The sequence below is a fragment of the Biformimicrobium ophioploci genome (genome assembly GCF_030270605.1).
Taxonomy (GTDB): domain Bacteria; phylum Pseudomonadota; class Gammaproteobacteria; order Pseudomonadales; family Cellvibrionaceae; genus Biformimicrobium; species Biformimicrobium ophioploci.
Genome location: NZ_BSYJ01000001.1, coordinates 658,818 through 680,906, shown reverse-complemented (window position 1 = coordinate 680,906; position 22,089 = coordinate 658,818). Strand labels below are relative to the sequence as shown.

Sequence of the window (22,089 nt, the reverse complement as noted above, 5' to 3'; positions counted from 1 at the left end):
GCGAAATATGAGCAGTCCTATAAAAGTAATTGATTTGTTCGCTGGCCCTGGAGGGCTCGGTGAAGGATTTTCTGCGTACCGGTCAGGTAAAAAGAATCCATTCAAAATTGCTATCTCTATTGAGAAAGAGGCTAGTGCACACCGGACGCTAACTCTGAGGTCACTTTTCAGGCAGTTCGGGCCAAGTAAAGCACCAGAAGAGTACTATGCCTTTATGCGAGGTGAGCTAGGTAAGAATCCAGAGGACGAGCTATACAAAGTCCCGTCACTTCAAGATGCTGTTGAGGCTGCTAGGAATGAGGCACAACAACTCACTCTCGGCGAAACCTCGGCAAGAACGGTGTATTCCAAAATCCGAGAGTCGCTGAAAGGGCACGACTGCATTTTGATCGGCGGCCCGCCGTGCCAAGCATACTCACTCGTTGGACGATCGAGGAACTATGGTGCCAAGGATAAAAAATACTCTGCGCAAGATGATCACCGTAACTTTCTTTATAAAGAATATTTGAAGATTATCGCCAAATTTCAACCGTTGATATTTGTAATGGAAAATGTGAAAGGCATGCTATCTGCGAAGGTGGGTAATGCTCCTATTTTCCCAACAATAATGAGCGACCTAAAAAATCCATGCAGAGCGGTATCAACTACCCCAGATGGCAAAAAGAAAGAACATCGATATAAAATATTTTCGTTTGTTCCTGAGGCAGGCGCTGGGGATCTGTTCGACATGGAGCAAGAACCCATTAGTCATGACTCCTTGCTGCCGCGAGATTTTGTAATCAATGCAGAAAGATACGGCATTCCCCAAGCGCGGCATAGGGTAATCCTGCTGGGAATAAGAGAAGACATCGCATCTGAATTGTCATTTTTGAAGCCACTAGATGAAAGCTCGCCGCATGTGGATGTTAGATCAGTAATATCAGACCTTCCTAGGCTCAGAAGTAAGCTATCGAAAGGCAAAGATAGCTTGGAGAACTGGAGAGATGCCGTGGCTGGTTTTTCCAAAAAGAAAATTAATTCATTGAGAAAAAATAGAAGCCTAAATCAGGAAGTAATTGAAAATTTTTATTTAAACTTGGAGAGTATCAGTCAATCCAATTTGAATTTTGGAGCTGAAAAGGGACTAAAACGAAGTAAACTTTGCGAAAATTTACCTGATGAATTGGCAGCTTGGTACCAAGATGAGAGATTGGGTGCCTATGTTACTAATCATGAGTCGCGAGGGCATATCCGTGCTGACTTGCATCGGTATATGTATTATTCGACCCATGCAAGACATTTGGGCGAATCTCCAAACTCAAAAACACTACCAAAGGAACTCTGGCCTAATCACCAAAATTTCGGTAGCGGTAAGTTTGCTGATAGGTTTAGAGTTCAAATAAAAGACCGGCCTGGTACAACTGTGACAAGCCATATATCTAAAGATGGCCACTATTTTATACACTATGACCCGCTTCAGTGCCGAAGCCTCACTGTCCGAGAGGCCGCAAGAATACAAACGTTCCCGGACAACTATCACTTCGTTGGAAACAGAACTGAACAATATGTCCAAGTAGGAAATGCCGTCCCGCCATACTTGGCGAGACAGCTTGCAGATGTTGTTTATAAGATATTACGCTAGTCGATCTTCGAACCTTGCAAGTAGCTTAACAAGCACCTGAGATTGTTTTTCCGATGGGAATTTCGCTGGGTTCTTTGCTGTCTTGAGAATTCCCATCAGAGATGGAGTCGCGGCATCTTCCTCAAGCAGATATGATTCAATTTTCGCCCATATTTCCTTACTAGTGTTTAGAGCCAATTCCTGAGCGCGGATTGAATTGTCTTCTTTCTGAATAGATTTAGAGTTCGCCTCAAGCCTTCTTGCATCACTCCGATCAACGAGGCAATACTTTAGAGTTTCTATATCGCAGGCAATATTTTTAATAGCTTCCCAAAAAGTCTGCCTCTTTGCGTATTCACTGATATTGCCAATGGGGCGATTCTCGTCGTGCAGTTTCTCATTAATGGATTCTGCAAGTGTCATCAGTATTTCGACGAAAGCCTCTGGAACTTGCGGGGCTCGCCACAAAACATCGTAATCGATATCTTTTCCACGATCCTGAATCGCCAATGCCAGCCTAGCTATCGCGTAAGTAACAATATTTGCTCGATAGCCTAAATACCAAGAAGCCTTCAAAACGTCTTTTTCCAGCTTACGGAAAATAAAAGCTCTAGTTACCAACTTCCGAAAATAGTGTTCGTTGAAATAAAGATCATCTTTCATCCAGTCCTTATCGACTGAGCCGGCAAATTTTGCAAAGTTTTTTTGCGCTCCCTTGCTTACCTCATGAGGCAGCATATCCCAAGAATTCATTATCTTGGCGACATCAGTCTTAGTCAGCAATTGATTGCGAGGGTGCAACTTTTGAAACTTTCGTCGTTCGGCTTTCGACATATAAGCTTGAGCATCTAAATATTGCCCTCTAGCTCTCTCGTAAAACCAATGCGTTTGAGAATTTTGATCCGCTTTTATAGGAACCCAGATCCTTCTCGAAAAGCCCTCTATTCTTACATGGTAAGGATGGTTGGAAAATAAGTCGGCATCCGATACTTTGTTCTGAGAATTTGCGTATCGTGCAATCTTTGAAATTAGGTCGCTATCTTCAATGCTGGAAAGAACGGTCAACTTCATTTGCACAAAAACGTTGGAGATATCCGCTTTATCCTTAAAATAGGCACTATATATGGATGCAGTAGTTTGCCCCCCATTCACAATCTGTAAATTCTTAAATCCGGTAATGCAGTTTTGGCCATCAATAACATCAATTTCGACAGCCTCCGCGGTCGCGGTAATGCCATTGTTATAAGGGAAAAAATTTCCTGGATTTTCGATAATTGTAGATCTGATACCTTTATTAACTTTTCCCCGATTTTGCAAAAAACTTCGAACATTCTGCTCTAAAAGCCTGCTTCCCCACTTTCCATAAAGCTCGACAAGAGTTGCCGCAGGAATTACAGCCAAAAGTGATTGGAACTCTTCTCCGGAAAGGTTCGCCGGAAGACAGGGAATGGGAGACGCTTTTAGGTCAATATCCATCTCCTCGCGCTCAGTTCGGGAAGCTTCAAGCTTGTAGATTCTGTTGAGATCCCAGATGTGCACCGAGCATGGACGAGATCCAAAATCTTTGGACTCGATTCCTTTTCGAAAGTCAATCGACTGGCGATTCGAAATAACCATTAAATTAACTTTTGATACATTCCCCCAATATTTCTGTATAAATTCCGCCGCTTGGTAGCAGGTACTGGTTGGCTCGAGAACTGACGAGATATCATTCGATAAGGTTATCTCAAGGAATGAAAAAAGTTTTCGAACTGCCAACTCGACTTCGCGTCGGGTAAGCTTATCGGGGGCGGGGTCGGTGGAAAATAAAGTTGCAAATAGCGTTAGCGTATAATTATTCTCGTCGTAGGAATAACCATCCACGAGCCATCTTTCAGCGCCATCACGTCCATCCTCGACGATGCTATAGTCGTCGAATTCTCCGGAGTCGGACAGTAAGGCCAGGATGTATTCCAGATATTCGTGCTCTATAAGCTGCCCTTCGACGTCGGAGCTTGCCTTTATGTGTTCAAGTAAGTCGCTATAGTAATCGTCAATGATGGCTTTCTCATCCACGGCATACCTCCTGTAGAATTTTTTCCTTTGTTACTCGAAATGATACAAGGCAGTTGAGAGAGAGCTCGTAACGTGCTTTTGGGATAGCCAGATCTATAGTCGAACTCCTTAGGCAGGGAAAGTCGTCGCGAATTTCGAATAATTTTGCTTCATCGATTAGAAACGCCTCTTCATCGTAAAAAGGATCCTCAATGTATCCTGCCTCGATTAGCCGGCCATCAAATGCAGACGCTAGCTCCTTTGGAATTAACGCTCTACAGCGCTCGACGAACTCATTTAGAGAAAGTGCGCCATCTTCTTGAGACAGGCTTACCGGGTAGGCAGCTAAAAAAAGATTTCCTTCAAAGTCGAGCTGCTCTAGTGATGATATTTGTACATTTTGTCTATCTGGGCTAAACGCTTTAACTTCAACAGAAAAATTCGTTTTCTCATCGAGAAAATCTTGGGGGTAGCCCAAGGGACCGACCCAGCCATCTATTTTTCTTTCAAGGTCTGCAAGCCAAAAATCACATAAAAATTTTAATTCAGCCATAAGGCCGACTATCTGATTTCTGTTGAGCTTTCTTGTTCCACGTCGAAATAGTCTTTGCCAAGACTTAACTCTGTTACTGATAAGGCGCAGGATATCATCACTGTCAGAAAAGCCGTCGCACGCAACCATCAGGTCTACACAAAGATGGTGAAAAATAGTTGCCAGTTCAGAGCTGCGTATCAAAATGCATAGATACTCTCGACCATTAGATTCTGGAACGCTTAGGAATTGGATTTCAGAGGTTGCTTTGAAGTAGCTTTCAACAGAAGGGTTTGATTTTGGCATGCGATAAGCGATACCAAAGCTGCTGCTTGAAAGCCTAACCCAAAACCAACGCCCGGATGAATCTCCTTTTGCCGCTTTTGTGTTTAGCATTCCACTGGTTCGAGATAGAGCATCCCAAGGCGTTTCCATACCAATCATGACTCATCCTCATTTGAAATGCTGGCAACAAATTTATTGTACCAATCGACAGTGACTTGATAGCTTATGTCAGGTTGATCATGAGATGAGGGAGGGATAGATATTGCCCAGCCAAGAACGGTTTTCTCTTTACCATCCGGAAATTCGGCTTTTATCAGGTGAAAAATCAACGATGGTCGATTTCTGTTTTTTTCCCTACAATTTCTGTACTGAGTGCCAGATATATCTTTAGGTTTTTTGTCACCGATAAGCTCGCTGAATTCTTGATTCGTAAGCCCGAGCCCTTCCACGGAGCGGTTATCAACAATATGCTGCTTTCTATTCAGCCTCAGCTCATGCTTGTTATCTGGATTTCTTGGTGATCCAACCACCACTGAGCGCTTGTTCCTTTTGTAGATTGCTTCTGGATTTGTCGGAGATTGCCAATTTCCACCACGATCGTTTTTGGGTTGCCATACAAAAACATCCCACACTGCTAACTCGTCAACAGAACGTTCCAACAGGTATTGCAGGAACAAGTGATTTTCAGCCCACGGTCCGCAGCTCGGATGATTAACCAGGTTTCTAAGGCATGGAATCACATCTTCAAATTGTATTCCTGTGAGCTTGATATGTGCACTGTAGTGCTCTGGGTGATCAAGTCTTTCATTAGCCTTATTCTTGATGCTCTCCATAAAGGAGTTAAACTCATTTAGATTTTTGGCGATTATTTCATCTCTGCTATCAACGCAATCAGTTTCCAAAAGTCGGTCGTCAAATCTGACCCTGGCATTTACTGCTTTGGCAGTTCGCATCTTGTTGGCTGCGGTTACCATGAGAGCATCGGGTGACGATTTGACTCTCAAGCCAAACTGCCTCGGCGTCATTTTTCGCTTCATCATCTCCGCTGCTTGCTCACGTAAATCATCGGATGCTTCTGATATATGGGAATACCAGTCCCAAGATTCATCTGTCAGCCAGAGCTTAAGTAAATCTTGATAGTTATCCCTATACCCATACCACCGCCCCATTTGCATAAGACTGTCGTACATAACAGACCTTCGATAGAAGTAGCTTACGACCAACCCTTCAAGGGTTAAGCCTCTGGATAGTTTTAGGCCCCCAATAGCGATGATCTTCTTGGGGCCATCGGATTCATACTCGAGGTTATCAGGAGACTTGCTGTGGACCGTAACGATCGATGGCTTTTCCATTTTTGATAATGATACCCAGACATCTTCCCAACTTTCTTCCGCAACGCCTTGATAGTGCTTTACCCAAATGTCTCTCAATAGTTTGGCAGTTGACGAATTCTTCCATGATCCAGGCGTTACTCCAACGGCTTCTATCGCATCCCAATAGCTTTCCATTGCCTCTTCGACGAAAGGGGCTATGTCTGACTGCACAGTTGTCAATCGAGACATGTTGATCAGCATGGAATCATGCGTCCCATTAATGACTCCTTTGCGTCTTCGAATATCTTTCGTGGCAGCGGCTAGAAGAAATGCTCCTATTGCTTCTTTTAGAGATTCCGGTATGGATACAATTGATATCCCCGCTTTATGCGATATTGGCAGGTGTGAATCAGCATCGGCGATAATCTGACAGATGCTTTCTGAATACTCAGTCCTAAAGAAAAACCTTGCTCCACAGTAGTTATTTGGTGGTTCAAGTGCGACAATGAAGTCTTTAGGAAATAGATCATCCTGATCTAGAGTGTCAGCCTCTGAATCTGGATGGATAAAAATATTCGCAAAAGGCGTTGCTGTGTAAGCAACATAGCTTGACCTTTTGCAAGATCCGAGTATCTGCCGAATCAGGCGGTTAATTGTTTTCGGATCCTCATCTTCATTGCCAGTGTTTACGGAAGCGTTATCGGCTTCATCGTCAATAATCAGTACAGGCTCTTCAACAAGGCCATTCTTTGCATTTAGAGTAGAGCTTAACCAGGTATTGAGACGCGTTAGAGGATGCTTATTTTTTTTAGTAACGACAAGAATCGGTTCACTAATCGTAGAGATTCTATGTCTCGGGTCTTTCTTAATGTCGTCATCTTTGTCGGTAAGGCAAAAAGGCAGTCGTGAATTGTCCGCTTTTCCCACGCCAATAATTTTTGTCTCTCTATCTTTCCCCTTTTTGCCGGCTATGGACACACTGCCGACAAAGTCATTATCGAGGCGCTCTTGTGTTTGCTGTCTTAAATCTTCTACAGTTCCGGTGAGAACAATGATCAGTTTGTAACCATAATCCGCGGCTTTATTGATCAAAGCAGAATAATTGTTGGTCTTTCCTGATTGAACATCGCCTATTACCATTCCTCGACATTTAAAACCCTTATCTGACTCCGGATCGCCAATCCTAGTCAATATTTTATCTGTATCTTTATTTGTCCTATCAAAAATATTTTTCGGGATATTTTTGGCTTTGAAATTCCTTGCGAACCGCGTCCAATAATACTTGTTATTTAATTTTATTCGTTCATCCGTTAGCCAGTGAACTTGTTCTTCATCTGTATCAAGTATTGAAGTGTCTCGAACATCTACAAGGACCTCAATTTTTTGTCTAAATATTTTTTCAACAGATTCGAGTTGGTCCTGAGTTAGGCTCAACTGTGATGAATAAAGACCTAACTTTTCTGAAAGCCACTTGACAGTAATCGAATCTGAGCTTTCCAATGCATCTGTTTCGAGTTGATTGGCGCACATTTTTATTATTACAGATTGGTCAAGCATGCTATCCCCAAATGTTATTTAATATTTCTTCTAGAGTTTTTGCATTGATGGCGATATTGCCATCGCCGAGGATGCTTTCACGAACAATATCTTTGCTAAATCCTGACAGGTGGAACTGATTCGCCAATTCAGCAACATTTTTTTGTAGGTCAGAATTGGCTTGACCGACCTCTATATTGGTAGCAGATATATCATTTTTTATAAGCTCTAACGGCAGGGTTTGCTCAAGGAGGTTAATCAGTGTTTTGGAGTACCTTTCAGGCATCTCTGCGAAAACTGTGGAAAGTGCCGGGTGTTTTGTGTTTAGCTTGTACAGAACCCGCTCTCGTTCCCTATCGAAATATCTGTCCCATACAGGACTTTTATCAGTTGATTTCATTTTAGCTCGCCTTGTGAATGTTCTTGAAGATTTTAGCGAGCATGCGGACACGACTCTCCTCAGTTGCTCTCGCAGAGAGGATGGGAGCTCAACTCGAGATTTCTTAACATCTATTTTCCAGATGTCATCAGCATCATTTTCAAACTCCACATGGATTCTTGCCAACTTGTTGGCTTCAGATGCTTTCGCTAATCTCATCCATCCTCCCGCAGATATTAGCCTTCCTGCTCTGTAGATATAAATTCCCTGCCCTAGATGATGGTTTCCCCCAGGAGAAACTCTTTGCTGGAAATCGTGTGGCATTTGACTCGGATGAGGAATTTGATATGCCTTTACAAGTATATTTTTCTCACCTAAGCGAATTATTTCATTCGTTAAAAGAGTTGAGCTGGAACACTTGTCTGGAGGATAGAGCGCAAAAGGATCCTTGGCATCAACTTCTCGGCCATTCACTCTAAGTGATATTTTACCATGTGAATTTTCGCCCTTTAGGAACCGATGATATGTAAGTGCAAGATGTTCCTTTAGGCTTCTAATACTTCTTTCATAGTCTTTTTCTGCATGTGGAGCGGTTAGATCAATTATTTTGTCAAAGCGATTCCAGATTACGGCGGTGCCTTGCTCGAATGAAAAATTAAGGGCTTCTAGCTTTCTTTTAACTTCTCCTTCAGATAGCTTCTGCGCTAGCCATTCATTTTTCTTCTCCACGAAATCTAGATCCCAGCATATCCCCTTCCATGGGGTATTGGTTTTCATGCGGCTTATTACAGTGAGTTTCTTGCACTGAGAGAAAGATGCCGTTTTTAGTCCCATGCCAAAGCGGCCAAGATCTGTTTTGTTTCTACGTGTTGACGGTCCAATTGATCCAAGTTGCATAGCAGACTGCAACCCACTTTCATCCATCCCATGTCCATTGTCAGAAATCATCAGATACGGATTTCCGCTTGCCCAACGTGTATCCACCTCAATAACTTTCGCATTCGCGGAAATTGAATTGTCGATGACATCTGCTACGGCTGACTCTAACGAATAGCCGATGCTTCTTAAGCTTTCTACAAATGGCCCTGCTACAGGTGGGAGGGCTAATGGTTCCATGGCTACTTCTGTTTCCTTATAGTTATTCTCAGGGATGGCGATTGATTAAAAATTTACTCCGCCTCGAAAATTGAATAAGACCGCTAAACATAAGGCTTGGATAAAATTGATATTTCGCATCAGTTTGTAACATTGAGTAATTTGAATTCACTACTAACTCCTGAGACCCGGGGATATCTAAAGCTACCGGTATTTCAAATTTAAATGTCTTCTCCGAAGACTATCACGACTATTTTGTGACGAAAATCACTTTTTAATGTTGCATAGAGGCAGTAATGAGAGCTTATTGTTCCCGTGGGGCCGCGGGGTATTGCACTTTTATGGAAGGGATGCCTTCAGGTTTATTGGTGGGCGGATTCTCAGTCGATTGCGCCTCCATTTTCGGTCGACAGGGCTCACCTACCCAATCAAAAAGACCCAAATTGATTTGGTTCGGCGCTTCACTTACTTCCATATGAAAAAGCATCTCAAGAACTTGGAGCGGCTAATGTTGAGCGCTTCCCTAGCTAACCTTCTAGCGTTCGGCATTACTCCATAAGGGCACAGAGAGGCGTTATCAACAACCTGGATTATCTTTATAAACGCTTCAAGGAGGTCAACCTAGGTGCAGTCGCCTTCTCCCCAGCCCGCAGCTTCCTAACTGTTCAGTTGCCTACAGCGCAGATGAAGTCAGACGCATTATCCAGCGGTTTCAACATACGTTAATTCTTACCCCCATTGCGTTATAGCGTATACGGGTAGTAGAACCGCGCGCCCTACCACTTATGGTATAGAGATAGTTTGGAAAGGGGTATAACTGAGAAAGGGCAAAAAATTATCCCGCGAAGCCAGTAACCATACGGGCTTGAAGATGATGCCCGAAGGTCGGTGTAGACTTGGGCCGCGCAGGTCACCGACACATGTGGCGGTGAGCGAGCATAAAAAAAGCCCGATCCGAAGATCGAGATTTTATTTTCTACGATGTCTGGAGGCGGAGTAATCAGAACAGCCTATGGGCTGTTCTGCCCCTTCGGGCTTCGCGCTAACGCGCTCGTATCCAAACGCTGGCGCGTTTGGTCGAACCAATCGGTGGTTCTCGTCCAACCTCAAATGGCAGAAATAAAAAAAGCCCCACCCGCTAGGGTGAGGCTTTGTTTTATGGTGCCCGGAGGCGGAGTCGAACCACCGACACGCGGATTTTCAATCCGCTGCTCTACCAACTGAGCTATCCGGGCACTGTTTCCGTCGGGCTTGCACCGTCAGGAGGCGCGTATTAAACCCGCTCCCCGGGAGGGAGTCAAGCCCTTGATTGCACAAAGTTTTTTTGATGCTGACCGGGGCGTTCTCAGTGCCCCGCATCGGCGCGGAATGCGTTACTTGTCGCCCTCGCTGGGTGGCACGTAGCCGTCCGCTGCGTCGTATTCCTCACCGTTCAGGAACTTGCCCATCTGCTCGGTCAGGTAGACCCGGGTGGAGGGCTCCATCATGTTGAGGCGCTTTTCGTTCACCAGCATGGTCTGGTGGGCCAGCCACTCCTGCCAGGCCTGTTTGGAGACGTTGTCGAAGATATCCAGCCCGCGCGGCCCCGGAAACGGCGGGGACTCCAGGCCTTCCATTTCCTTCTGGTATTTGCGGCAGTGCACCATACGGGCCATTCGACTCTCCTTTCTTTACTTCGGGCTTTCGCTTCGGGCGGCTCGGGCCGCCCGGATGTGTTCGTTTACTGCAGCGCCAGTAACGGCGCATCCAGTGCCAGCAGTTGCTGCACCAGCTTGACCACCGGCGCCGGCACCCCCAGTTTCTGGGCGGCGCGCGGGGCATCGAAGTCGGCGAGGTTATACCAGTTCCCGCCGCCCTCCGCCACGATTGCGGCGGCTGTGCCATCGACCTTGAGCACCAGCGGATCGATGTCCAGGTGGAAGTGGGTGAAGGTATGGCGCATGGCCGGCAGGCTGGATTCCTCCAGCAGCGCCAGCCCCTGCTGGCTGAGCCATTCCCCGGTGTTGTCGGTTTCCGGCAGGCTCCAGAGGCCGCCCCAGATGCCACTGGGCGGGCGCGGCTCCAGCCAGATCTGGCCCCTGTCATTCAGCACCAGCAGCAGCTGAGCGGCGCGGACTGGCTTTTCCTTCTTGGGCTTCTTGCCGGGGTATTCCTGCGGGTTGCCGGCCTGGTGGGCCGCGCAGTACCGGGCCAGCGGGCACTCGCCGCAGCGCGGCTTGCTGCGGGTACAGACGGTAGCGCCCAGGTCCATCATCACCTGGGTGTAATCGTTACAGCGCTCGGTGGGGGTCAGTTCCTCCGCCAGCGCCCACAGCTGTTTGGCCACCGCGCTCTGGCCGGGCCAGCCGGGTACCGCATAGAAACGCGCCAGCACCCGCTTGACGTTGCCATCGAGGATGGGTGCAGACAGGCCCATACTGATACTGGCGATGGCGCCGGCGGTGGAACGGCCGATGCCGGGCAATTCCGCCAGCTGTTCCACGTCCCGGGGGAATTCACCAGCGTGCTGCTCCATCACCGCGATCGCGCACTTGTGCAGGTTGCGCGCGCGGGCGTAGTAACCGAGCCCGCTCCAGTGCGCCAGCACCTCGCCCTGCTCCGCCGCGGCCAGTGCCTGCACCGTGGGGAAGCTCTGCATAAAGCGCTGGAAGTAGGGGATCACCGCAGTGACCTGGGTCTGTTGCAGCATGATCTCGGACACCCACACCCGGTAGGGGTTGATGTCCTGCTGCCAGGGCAGGTCCTTGCGGCCGAACTGGTCGAACCAGCGAAGTACCGCGCGCTGGAATTCGACCGGTTTCATCGCTTAAACAGGCCCTTGAGCTTGTCTTTCAGCTCTTCTTTCTTTTCGTCGATTTTATCGCCGTACTTCTTGCGCAGCTTGTGCTCTGCCTCGTCGCGGATCAGATCGTCGAGGCGACGGGTATCCGGCTTGCAGGTGGTGGCACTGACGGCATCGAAGCTCGCGGCACAGCGCAGCGGCAGGATGCGATTGCGCCAGCGCGGGTTCTTGATGCTACAGCCATCTTCCGATGTGGCCTCGCCCTGTACCGACAGGCCCAGGGCGAAGTCAAAGTTCTGTGCGTTCAGGTCCACCTTACCGTCACCGGTCAGGGTCAGGTTCTCCACCCCGGCCTGGATACCGGAGACCTTGGCGATGTTATCGAGGAAGTGGATGCGCGCCTGCAGGTTCTGCAGGCGGGTCTCGGCCGGCCACTGCTTGGGTCCTGTACCCGCTTCTGTACCTTCTGCTGCCGGCGCCTGTTCAGTACTCTGTCCACCCGTACCGCGCTCCACATAGGCGACCAGCTCACACAGGCCGCGCTCGACATTGATCGGGGCCATGGTCATATCGGCACTGCCGAGGCTGGCATTCACTTCCAGCTGCTCCTGCAGGTCCTTGTCGGTAACACCCCCTGTGCGGCCCTGCCACTTGATGTCCGCATTGCCGCCGAGCTTGAACTTGTCGCTGGGCGCATAGGTACCCTGTACCTCATCCAGTTTGACGCCAAGCAGGCCGCCGGTGAATTCCACCAGCGCCAGCTCCTCGCGCGCATCCAGCTTGCCGGTGGTTTCAAATTTGCCGCCGAACAGGCCGCCGCCCAGTTCCTTCAGGGTTACCAGGCCGTTGTTGGCAGTGACCGCCACGCGCGGCTGCTCGATGGTGAGGTCCAGCGCCTGCAGGCGGTTCAGGGTCAGCTGCAGGTCTGCGGTAAAGCCGCGCAGTGAGCCCAGTGGCAGCAGCGCTGCCGGGGCTGCCACCGGCGCCGCCGCGGCGCTTTCTTCCTCGCCTTCCTGTTGCGGCGGCAGATAACCGTCCACTACCAGGTCCTCACCCTGCAGGCGCAGCGTCAGGTTCGGTACCGCCGGGGTATTGTCCACCTCGGCCAGGCCCGTGAGCTTGAAATCGTCCAGCTGCAGCTGCAGCGGCTCCAGCTGCATTTTGTCGGTATCGCCGCGCAGTTCGGTATTCAGGGTCAGGCGCTGCATGGCAGACGGATCGCGGGTTTCCAGCTCGGTGCCGGTGAGCTTGAGCCAGTCTTTCAGTTCCTTGAAGCTGCCGTCGACCGATACCTGCAGCTGCCAAGGGCCGTGTTCGGCCTTGCGCTGCACGTTGCCGCGCAGGTTGACGGTGGCACTGGCATCGCCACTGCCGGCGCGCAGGGTCAGCGGCTGCAGGCGAAGGCCTCGCAGGGCCTTGTCCAGGCCGACGGTGCCTTCCAGCTCCAGGTCCACCGGCGCCTTGAGGGTGCTGCTGTGCAGCTGGGCACTCAGGTCCAGGGCACCGGGATCACCACCGAGCTGGATGCTGTCTGCCACCAGGTCCAGTTCCCGCAGTTCGAGCGAACTCTTGTCCTGCGCATTGCTGTAGGAAAGGGTGCCGTCACTGATGCTGACCTGGTCCACCGCCAGGTCCAGGCCATTGGCGCTGGCAGTCTGGCGCACGCTGCGGCCACGACCACCCAGCGGCGCACTCTGCTGCACTGCCGCGAGCTGGCTGAAGGCCTCCCAGTTGCCGCGCCCCTGTTCATCCACGGTCAGGGTAATGGTGGGCTTGTGCAGGGCCAGGTCCGCCACATGGATCTTCTTCTGCAGCAGCGGCATCAATGCCACCCCCACGCTGAGCTGTTCCGCCTGCACGATCTTGTCCAGCGGGCGCACATTCGGCGCAATGCTGACATCGCTCACCTGCAGGCCGATGGAGGGCCAGAACTGCCAGCCGATATCACCCGCCAGCTCCAGCTTGATGCCCTGCTTGGCAGCCATGTCCTGCAGTTGCGGCTTGTACTGGTTCGGGTCCACCGCGAAGACCAGCCACGCCAGTGCGCCGACAAAAATGGCGACCAGCACCATGAGAAAGATGAACAGTTTTTTCAGCATTGCCGAATTCCCTTTTCCCTGAGCGTTCTCTTTATTGCGTCCAGTGTATGCAGCCCATACAAAAAGGGCCTGCAAAACGCAGGCCCCTGGCCCTTTCAGGCCCATTTGATCACGACTGCGCCGTCAATTAAGACGGCTATTGAAACAGCCCGCGCTTAAAAATAAAAGCGCACCCCCGCTTCAAAGCCGCGGCCGGCTTCCGGCGCCACATCGCGCAGCAGCGAAGCCGAGTTGCGGATTTCCTCATCGAGCAGGTTGCGGCCGTTCAGGAATACCACCGCGTCCTTGCCCTTCAGCTGGGTATCGTACTGCATGGCCAGGTCGACACGGGTGTAGGCATCGGTCGCGGATTCATTCGCACCGGCCCGCTCCTGTGCCTGGGCGCGGGTCGCACGCAGGTCCCAGGTCAGCTGGCGGTAGGCACCGTTCAGGCCCACACCCACGCGTGCCGGCGGCATGCGCGGTACATAGCGGTCTTCGCCTTCGCCGTCATCAAACTCGGCGCGCACCACGTCACCGAATACGCTCACCGCAAACAGGGTGTGTACCGGGATGGCCACAGACATTTCCGCACCGTAGAAAGTCGCGTCGCGGTTTTCGTACTGGTAGATGTCCGCCTCTTCCTCGAGGTCTTCCACACCGGTGTTGGCGGCGTAAATGTAGTCGGCCACGCTGTTGTGGTACAGGCTCGCTTCGAACTTCATCGCGTGCCAGCCTTCGGCATTGTCGTTGTGGTGGTGGTAACCGATTTCCCAGTTGTTGGAACGCTCGCTATCGAGGTTGCTGTCACCCAGGATCACGCGGCTCTCCGCCACGTGGAAACCGTCGGCAAACAGCTCTTCCGCCACCGGTGCGCGCTCGGCGCTGTTGAGGATCAGGCTCAGGTGGTTGTGCTCACCGACGAAGTACTGCAGGCCGGCACTCGCGGCCCACAGGTTGAAGTCCTGCTCGGCACCGAATTCCGGATCCACGGATACGGTCTCGGCACGCGCACCCAGGTCCAGGTGCCACGCATCCCAGGCAAGTTCCTGCATGGTGAAGGCGCCCAGCGCGCGGGTGCGGGAAGGCTGGATAAAGGCTTCTTCGCCATCGGCGACAAAGTCGCTGTCGGACCACTGCAGGCCGTAGGCGCTGCGCAGGCCATCCTCGTAGCCGGCAGTCAGTTCCACGCGACCATCGATGGTGTCATTGCTGAATTTGGTGCCGACTTCCTCGCCCTCGAATTCGGTGTGGGCGTAATCGGTGTAGCCGGCGCGCAGGCTCAGCTTGTTCCAGTAGTTATCGTCACCAAAGTTGTGCTCGCCCTTGAGGTCGTAGCGGGTCTGCTCGAGGCCGATGCGCACATACTCTTCGCCGTGCTCGTCATGCTCCTCGTGCTCTTCACCGACGAGCTCCTCGCCTGCATGCTCCTCCTCGTGGTGTTCTTCTTCATGATGGTGCTCATGCGCACCCAGCGGGATACCGTAGTTGTTCTCCAGGCGGTTGACGCTCAGCCCGAGAAAGCCGTTGTCACCGATCCAGGAGCCGCCAAAGCTGTAGCTGTGGGCACGGGAGTTGGTGTTGCTGACGAAGCCGTCGGTGTTGAACTCCTCTTCCTCGTGCTCTTCGTGTATCTCGAGGTCTTCGGCGCCGTGCATGGCCTCTTCGTGGTCATCGTGGTCGTCCACGTGGCGCACCGCTTCCCCCTTGATGCGGGTGTCGTTACTGTCGCGGTACATGCCATCCAGGTACAGCGCAAAGGCATCGCCCAGGCCACCCTGCAGGCGGAATACGCCGGTGTCCTGGTCGGTAACGGTGTTGTGGCGTATTTCCATGGCGCCATCCAGCGCCTGCGGCTGTGCAGTGGGGATACGGGAATCGATGACGTTCACCACGCCGCCGATGGCGCCGCTGCCGTAGCGCAGGGAAGCCGGGCCACGCAGGATTTCAATGCGCTGTGCCAGCAGCGGCTCCAGTGCATTGGCGTGGTCGGAGCTGGTGTTGGAGGCATCGGCCACCGCCAGGTTGTCCTGCAGTACCTTGACCCGGTTGGCGCTCTGGCCGCGGATCACCGGCAGGCCCACACCGCCACCGAAGGACGCATTGGCCACACCCAGCTCACTCTCCAGGGTCTGGCCCAGGGTAGCGGCGGCCTTGCGGCGCAGCTCGTCACCGGAAAGGATGCTGACCGGGGCGGCTACGGCGTCGGCAGATTTCTCCAGCGGCGACACGGTTACGGCAATTTCTTCCAGTTGCTCGGCGGCAACGACATTGACCGAAACCACGGGGGCAACAGACAGACTGGCGATGGCCAGCGCAAGACGGGATTTCTTGTTCATTATCAGGGATTCCTGTTCACACACACGCACACGGGGCGCTGCCCGTATGCCAACGAATTCAATTTCGGGTTTTTATGGATAGAGTGGTGTTAACAGGAAACAGGGGGGCCGCGGGCAGTGGCCGCGTAGATTGCCGCAGGGCAGTGGGCGCGCTCGGCGCTCGAGGTGGCTTGCTGAGCAGCCGGCACCGGCATAGTGGCTTCAGTGGACGCAATGACCGCCGGCGCATGCAGGTTGCCGTCGTCACACTGCTCCAGGACAGTGCCGTGATCCAGGTGAATATGCCCGGCCCACAGCGGCTGTGCGAACAACAACGCCACCACCAGCAGCAGGCTGGTGAAAGCGCCGACACGTCGCAAACTGTGCGGATTTTGGGCAAATGACCGGTTCATCCGCAGGATTCTATCGGTCCGGCGCATCGAGCGCTAGCCCCCGCCGTTTCAAGTGTTACAGTTTTCGCCTTGGCGACAGAATCGTCTTATAATCGCCGCCTTTTCAGCATAATTGCCCCGCCGTTCACAGACCGGGGCGTCACACTGCAGTGAGGAAACCGCTTTGCCAAGGACCGCCAGCGTCACCAGGGATACACTCGAGACCCAGATCAAGGTTGCCATCGACATCGACGGCACCGGCAAGGGCCAGTTCGATACCGGCGTGCCCTTCCTCGAGCATATGCTCGACCAGATCGCGCGCCATGGCCTGATCGACCTGGATATCACCTGTCGCGGCGACACCCATATCGACGACCACCACACCGTGGAAGACATCGGCATCACCCTCGGCCGCGCCATCGCGCAGGCGGTGGGCGACAAGAAAGGCATGACCCGTTACGGCCACAGCTATGTGCCGCTGGACGAAGCGCTGTCGCGCGTGGTGATCGACTTCTCCGGTCGCCCCGGCCTGACCATGAATGTGCCGTTTACCCAGAAGCGCATCGGCAGCTTTGATACCGAGCTGTTCTACGAGTTCTTCAACGGCTTTGTGAACCACGCCCAGGTCACGCTTCACATCGACTGCCTGCGCGGCTTCAACGCGCACCACCAGATCGAAACCGTGTTCAAGGCGTTCGGGCGCGCGCTGCGCATGGCACTCGAACTCGATCCGAGGATGGCGGGCGAAATGCCCTCTACTAAGGGTGTGCTTTAAGCTCAGGCCTTAAGCGACCGCGCCGTGTGCTGGCCTTGCAAACATTTGCCGAACAGGCAGTTTGCAACGGGCAGTACCGGCGATCAGGTCGCGACTGAACCAGTTAGGAAAGATGCAAAAACAAACCATCGCAATTCTCGACTACGGCATGGGCAACCTGCACTCCGTGGCCAGCGCCCTGCACCTGGTGGCGCCGGACGCCGACGTGCGCCTTGTACAGCACCCATCCGAATGTGAAGGTGCCGACCGCCTGATCGTGCCCGGCGTGGGCGCCATGCGCGACTGCATGGCAGGTTTTGAAAATGCCGGCTTTGCGCCACTGCTGCGCGATGCCCTCGAGGCCGGCCTGCCGGTGCTCGGCATCTGTGTCGGCATGCAGATCCTGATGCACCACAGCGAGGAAAACGGCGGCGTCGACTGCCTCAATATCTTCCCGCAACCGGTACTGCACTTTGGCGAGCTGCCGGGCCCGGACGGCCACAACCTCAAGGTGCCGCACATGGGCTGGAACCGGGTGCAACAACACCAGGCTCACCCGCTGTGGCAGGGCATCGAGGACGGCAGCCGCTTTTACTTCGTGCACTCCTACTATGTGCCGGCAGAAGGTAACCCCAACGCCTGCGGCACCACCGGTTACGGTGTGCAACTGGCGGCGGCCGTGGCCGATAAAAACCTGTTTGCGTGCCAGTTCCACCCGGAAAAAAGTGGCGACGCCGGCCTGCAACTGCTCAGGAATTTTGTGAACTGGCAGCCCTGAGGCTGCCCACTCCCGATAAGGATTTTGCTGTGATTATCATTCCCGCGATTGACCTCAAGGACGGCCAGTGCGTGCGCCTGCGCCAGGGTGAAATGGAAGACGCCACCGTATTTTCGGAAGACCCGGTTGCCACTGCAAAGGTGTGGGTCGATGCCGGCTGCAAACGCCTGCATCTGGTGGACCTGAACGGTGCCTTTGCCGGCAAGCCGGTCAACCACGGCGCCGTACATGCAATCGCCAAGGAATTCGCCGGCCTGCCAATCCAGATCGGCGGTGGCATCCGCGACCTGCACACCATCGAGGCCTACCTCGATGCCGGCGTGCAGTGGACCATCATCGGCACCGCTGCGGTAAAGAACCCGAAGCTGGTGGAAGAGGCCTGCCGTGAATTCGAGGGCCACATCATTGTCGGCCTCGACGCGCGCGACGGCCTGGTGGCAACAGAGGGCTGGGCGGAAGTGTCCGAGCAGCGCGCCACCGAACTGGCCAAACGTTTTGCCGACTGCGGTGTCAGCAGCATCGTCTATACCGATATCGCCCGCGACGGCATGATGCAGGGCGTCAATATCCCGGCCACGGTGGAAATGGCAGAGGCCTCACCGATCCCGGTGATCGCTTCCGGCGGTGTGACCGACCTCGGTGATGTCGAGCGCCTGCTGGCCGCCGGCCACCCGGGTATCGAGGGCGCCATCACCGGCCGCGCCATCTACGAAGGCACGCTGGACCTGGCCGAAGCGCAGCGTCTGTGTGACGCCGCAACACAATAATTCCCTGAAGACACTGGCAAGCGAGAAACGCGCATGACCCTGGCCAAACGCATCATTCCCTGCCTCGACGTGGACAACGGCCGCGTCGTCAAAGGCGTGAATTTTGTCGGCATCCGCGACGCGGGCGACCCGGTGGAAATCGCCAAGCGCTACAACGATGCCGGCGCCGATGAAATCACCTTCCTCGACATCACCGCCACCCACGAAGACCGCGACACCACCGCACACACGGTGGAACAGATTGCGGCGCAGGTGTTTATCCCGCTGACCGTCGGCGGCGGCGTGCGCACGCTGGAAGATATCCGCACTCTGCTCAATGCGGGTGCGGACAAGGTGGCGATTAATTCCGCTGCGGTGAAGAACCCGGATTTCGTGCGCGCCGCGTCGGAGCGTTTCGGAGCCCAGTGCATTGTGGTTGCCATCGACGCCAAGCAGGTAGGCGAGGGCAAGTGGGAGATCTTTATCCACGGCGGGCGCAAGCCGACCGGCATCGATGCGGTCGAGTGGGCCAGGAAAATGTGCGAGCTGGGCGCTGGTGAAATCCTGCTGACCAGCATGGACCGCGACGGCACCAAGAACGGCTTCGACCTGGTGTTAACCCGCGCCATCAGCGACGCAGTGCCGGTACCGGTGATCGCCTCCGGCGGTGTCGGCAACCTGGATCACCTGGCGGAAGGGGTGAGTGAAGGCGGTGCGGATGCGGTACTCGCCGCCAGTATCTTCCACTTCGGCGAGTACAGCGTGGAAGAGGCCAAGCGCCATATGCAGGCGCGTGGTATTGAAGTGCGGTTGTGACTGCTTTTGTGACAGGGGTTGCAACAAGAGGTAGCTGTAATGGCCTGTGATTGACGCGGGTTGCGAAAGCGCTTTTCATAACCCGTTCAACACACCCCTTTCAGACATTCCCTGCAGTTTAGGGTTACGGGCATCCTCAGGAGGAGCTCATGACCGTATTGCCATCCCCGGTTTCCGACAACAACCGGATCGACACCCTCGATATCCTGCGCGGCTTTGCAGTATTCGGCATATTGCTGATGAATATCGTCGTTTTCGCACAGCCCTACCATGTCTGGTGGAACCCAGGTATTACTGCCGGGCAGCCGGGCGCCTGGCCGGAAACCTGGCTGGTGATTGACGGCTTCTTCTCGGGAACGCAGCGCGGCCTGTTTAGCTTGCTGTTTGGTGCCGGGATCATACTCCTGACCAGCCGGATGGAATCCGGCCAGCGCGGCCCGCTCGCTGCGGACATCTATTTCCGGCGCAACCTGTGGCTGCTGGTGTTCGGTCTGGTGAATGCCTTCCTGTTCATGTGGAGTGGCGACATACTTGTGCCCTATGCGCTCGCCGCGCTGCTGCTATTCCCGCTCAGAAACGTCCCATCGCGCCACCTCATTGCCTTCTCCCTGATCATTCTGATTGGCATGACCTCGGTCATTTACCTGGGTTGGCAGGAGCGCATCGAGCAAAAAGCCGACTATGAGGCGGCACTGACGGTCAAGAATGCGAGTCAGGAACTATCGGAAGAGCAGGAGTCCGCGATTGAGGGCTGGGAAAAGCGGCCAACCGCTTACGACGACAAGGTCGTGCAGGAACATCTTGAAACAATGCAGGGCGGCCTCGGCGATATTTTCCTCTCAGACGCCGCGGCACCTTTCTGGAAAAACGGTTTCTTCCTGTTCGAGTACTGGTTCTGGGATGTCATCCTGATGATGACGCTTGGCATGGTTTTATTTAAAGCCGGTATCATCACCGGCCAGCGCGCTGCCGGCTTCTATCTCAGGGGAATGGCTATCTGCTACGGCATCGCCATACCCATGGCTGCAATCGCCGTGTGGCGGGTATACAGCAGTGACTTCGACCCGATCGTGTGGGAGTCTTCAGGCATCACCTATGAAATTTGCCGTGTACTGCTGACGCTTGGCCACATGTGCCTGATCATCCTGTTTTGCAAATCCGGACTACTGCGCGGCTTCGCGCGCAGCATGCAATATGTCGGGCAGATGGCCCTCACGAATTACCTGACCCAGTCGATCATCTGTGCGCTGGTTTTCTACGGTTTTGGCGCGGGCCTGTTCGGCAAATATTTCGGCTACCAGCTTTACTTTTTTGTCTTCGCCATCTGGGTGGTACAAATCATCTGGAGCCGCCTGTGGCTGCAGTATTTCCGTTTCGGGCCCTTCGAGTGGCTGTGGCGTTCCCTCACCTACTGGCAACGCCAGCCTATGCGACGCGCACAGACGACAAGCGCGCCAGCACTGCCAGACAACGCCTGAGCCAAAATGTTAGGGCGGACCGTTTCGCGGTGATCGAGGCGGTCGACGTCTTTAGCGAAAACCAGAAACGCGAGATTTTTTATAACGACGCTGCACGACTCCTAAAACTGGGCGCGAAACAAGTTGCGCAACATCATGAATAATAGCGCCAAAAGGTAACCCAATGAGACTCATAATCTTTGCTGTTAGTTTTTTTGGCCTATTTTCCTATGCTGCTGCCAAGCAGGCGGAAGATGTAAAGATCACCCTCCTATCAACCATGATTGCAGACTACGGAACCCCTGATAGGCCACTCCTTGGCGAATGGGGGTTTTCCGCGCTGGTAGAGGTGGACGGCCAGAAGCTGCTATTCGATACCGGCCGCACCAGAAAAACAGTCTGGGAGAATTCAAAAGCGCTGGGGTTAGACCTTTCCGATGTGACTGATGTCGTTCTCAGTCACTTTCACGATGACCATACCGGCGGCCTCCTGCACCTTCGCAACCAACTCGCCCCTCGAAACCCCGATGCGCTTTCACGCCTGCACGTGAACAAGCACCTTTTTAGCAAAAGGAAGTATAAAGGGGAGCCCGCGCAGCTCAATCAGATGATTCAGGAAAGAAAACTGTATGAGCAATCAGGTGGCCAGGTCTTCGTATACGATAAGGAAAAAGAGATTTTTCCCGGGGTGTGGATTAGCGGACCGGTACCGAGAGTGACTAACGAGCAGAACTATGGCCGAGATGAAAAGTTTCAGGTAAGAATTAACAATCAATGGAACGTCGACACTGTCCCGGAAAGCTTATCTCTCTATATTCAGACGGCCGACGGAACCATCGTGGTCTCTGGCTGCGGTCACGCAGGGCTGGTCAACATAATCAAGCATTCAGCATCCGTAACAAAGTCGCCTCAGCTTAAGGCCGCAATCGGTGGGTTCCATTTACTTGACAAAGATGACAACCAACTACAATGGACAGCGAGAGAGTTAGAAGGTGTAGGAATAGAACACTTCATCGGCGCGCATTGCACCGGTATCGAGGCTACTCACGCATTGAGAAATCATCTGCAATTGACTAGATCCCAGATGATCAATGGTTCTGTCGGAACCATCTATACAAACAGAAAAGGTCCAAAACCTACCTGGATTGTTAGATAGTAGAAATTTTCAGCTCGACACAACTGTGTTGCAGCCAG

The 22,089-nt window shown here is 53.0% G+C and carries 16 protein-coding genes and 1 tRNA gene; 7 read left to right on the top strand and 10 right to left on the bottom strand.

From position 1 onward, the window contains the following. The first annotated feature begins 7 nt into the window (after positions 1-7). Positions 8-1,621, top strand: coding sequence for a DNA cytosine methyltransferase (locus tag QSJ80_RS02935; protein ID WP_285762770.1), 1,614 nt, complete (start codon positions 8-10; stop codon positions 1,619-1,621). Here QSJ80_RS02935 and QSJ80_RS02930 read toward each other — a convergent pair. The 10 genes from QSJ80_RS02930 to QSJ80_RS02885 form a co-directional block, all read right to left on the bottom strand. Further along, positions 1,613-3,655 (bottom strand): AIPR family protein, encoded by a 2,043-nt coding sequence (locus tag QSJ80_RS02930; RefSeq protein ID WP_285762769.1) that lies wholly within the window; start codon positions 3,653-3,655, stop codon positions 1,613-1,615. The genes QSJ80_RS02935 and QSJ80_RS02930 overlap by 9 nt on opposite strands. Further along, complete coding sequence (locus tag QSJ80_RS02925) at positions 3,648-4,610, bottom strand: PD-(D/E)XK motif protein (protein WP_285762768.1); 963 nt, start codon at positions 4,608-4,610, stop codon at positions 3,648-3,650. Before QSJ80_RS02925 ends, QSJ80_RS02930 begins: the two co-directional genes overlap by 8 nt. After that, positions 4,607-7,321 (bottom strand): Z1 domain-containing protein, encoded by a 2,715-nt coding sequence (locus tag QSJ80_RS02920; RefSeq protein WP_285762767.1) that lies wholly within the window; start codon positions 7,319-7,321, stop codon positions 4,607-4,609. Before QSJ80_RS02920 ends, QSJ80_RS02925 begins: the two co-directional genes overlap by 4 nt. Position 7,322: 1 nt before the next feature. Further along, positions 7,323-8,795, bottom strand: a complete 1,473-nt coding sequence (locus QSJ80_RS02915; protein WP_285762766.1) for an ATP-binding protein — start codon at positions 8,793-8,795, stop codon at positions 7,323-7,325. Positions 8,796-9,933: 1,138 nt separating this feature from the next. Further along, positions 9,934-10,009: transfer RNA gene (locus tag QSJ80_RS02910), tRNA-Phe, on the bottom strand. A 138-nt stretch (positions 10,010-10,147) separates the two neighbouring features. Further along, on the bottom strand, positions 10,148-10,429 hold the full coding sequence (locus tag QSJ80_RS02905) for an oxidative damage protection protein (protein WP_285762765.1): 282 nt from the start codon (positions 10,427-10,429) through the stop codon (positions 10,148-10,150). 65 nt (positions 10,430-10,494) lie between these two features. Continuing rightward, the gene (gene mutY / locus QSJ80_RS02900) at positions 10,495-11,577 is read right to left on the bottom strand and encodes an A/G-specific adenine glycosylase (protein WP_285762764.1); all 1,083 of its coding nucleotides are present in this window, start codon (positions 11,575-11,577) and stop codon (positions 10,495-10,497) included. Continuing rightward, a complete protein-coding gene (locus QSJ80_RS02895) occupies positions 11,574-13,655 on the bottom strand; it encodes an AsmA family protein (protein ID WP_285762763.1) in 2,082 nt (693 codons plus the stop codon). The genes mutY and QSJ80_RS02895 overlap by 4 nt, the downstream gene beginning before the upstream one ends. A gap of 155 nt (positions 13,656-13,810) precedes the next feature. After that, positions 13,811-15,973, bottom strand: a complete 2,163-nt coding sequence (locus QSJ80_RS02890) for a TonB-dependent receptor (protein WP_285762762.1) — start codon at positions 15,971-15,973, stop codon at positions 13,811-13,813. An 89-nt stretch (positions 15,974-16,062) separates the two neighbouring features. Beyond that, complete coding sequence (locus QSJ80_RS02885) at positions 16,063-16,365, bottom strand: hypothetical protein (protein ID WP_285762761.1); 303 nt, start codon at positions 16,363-16,365, stop codon at positions 16,063-16,065. 163 nt (positions 16,366-16,528) lie between these two features. On the opposite strand from QSJ80_RS02885, the gene hisB reads away from it, so the two are divergent. The 6 genes from hisB to QSJ80_RS02855 all read left to right on the top strand — a co-directional run bounded on the left by hisB (position 16,529) and on the right by QSJ80_RS02855 (position 22,051). Then, the gene (hisB, locus tag QSJ80_RS02880; protein WP_285762760.1) at positions 16,529-17,119 is read left to right on the top strand and encodes an imidazoleglycerol-phosphate dehydratase HisB; all 591 of its coding nucleotides are present in this window, start codon (positions 16,529-16,531) and stop codon (positions 17,117-17,119) included. Positions 17,120-17,231: 112 nt separating this feature from the next. Then, the gene (gene hisH, locus QSJ80_RS02875; protein WP_285762759.1) at positions 17,232-17,876 is read left to right on the top strand and encodes an imidazole glycerol phosphate synthase subunit HisH; all 645 of its coding nucleotides are present in this window, start codon (positions 17,232-17,234) and stop codon (positions 17,874-17,876) included. 29 nt (positions 17,877-17,905) lie between these two features. Then, positions 17,906-18,643: a 1-(5-phosphoribosyl)-5-[(5-phosphoribosylamino)methylideneamino]imidazole-4-carboxamide isomerase gene (hisA, locus tag QSJ80_RS02870; protein ID WP_285762758.1), complete on the top strand. Its 738-nt coding sequence runs from the start codon at positions 17,906-17,908 to the stop codon at positions 18,641-18,643. 33 nt (positions 18,644-18,676) lie between these two features. After that, positions 18,677-19,438, top strand: coding sequence for an imidazole glycerol phosphate synthase subunit HisF (gene hisF, locus QSJ80_RS02865; protein WP_285762757.1), 762 nt, complete (start codon positions 18,677-18,679; stop codon positions 19,436-19,438). A 149-nt stretch (positions 19,439-19,587) separates the two neighbouring features. Further along, the gene (locus tag QSJ80_RS02860; protein ID WP_285762756.1) at positions 19,588-20,916 is read left to right on the top strand and encodes a DUF418 domain-containing protein; all 1,329 of its coding nucleotides are present in this window, start codon (positions 19,588-19,590) and stop codon (positions 20,914-20,916) included. A 163-nt stretch (positions 20,917-21,079) separates the two neighbouring features. Then, positions 21,080-22,051, top strand: a complete 972-nt coding sequence (locus QSJ80_RS02855; RefSeq protein WP_285762755.1) for an MBL fold metallo-hydrolase — start codon at positions 21,080-21,082, stop codon at positions 22,049-22,051. Positions 22,052-22,089 lie beyond the last annotated feature (38 nt).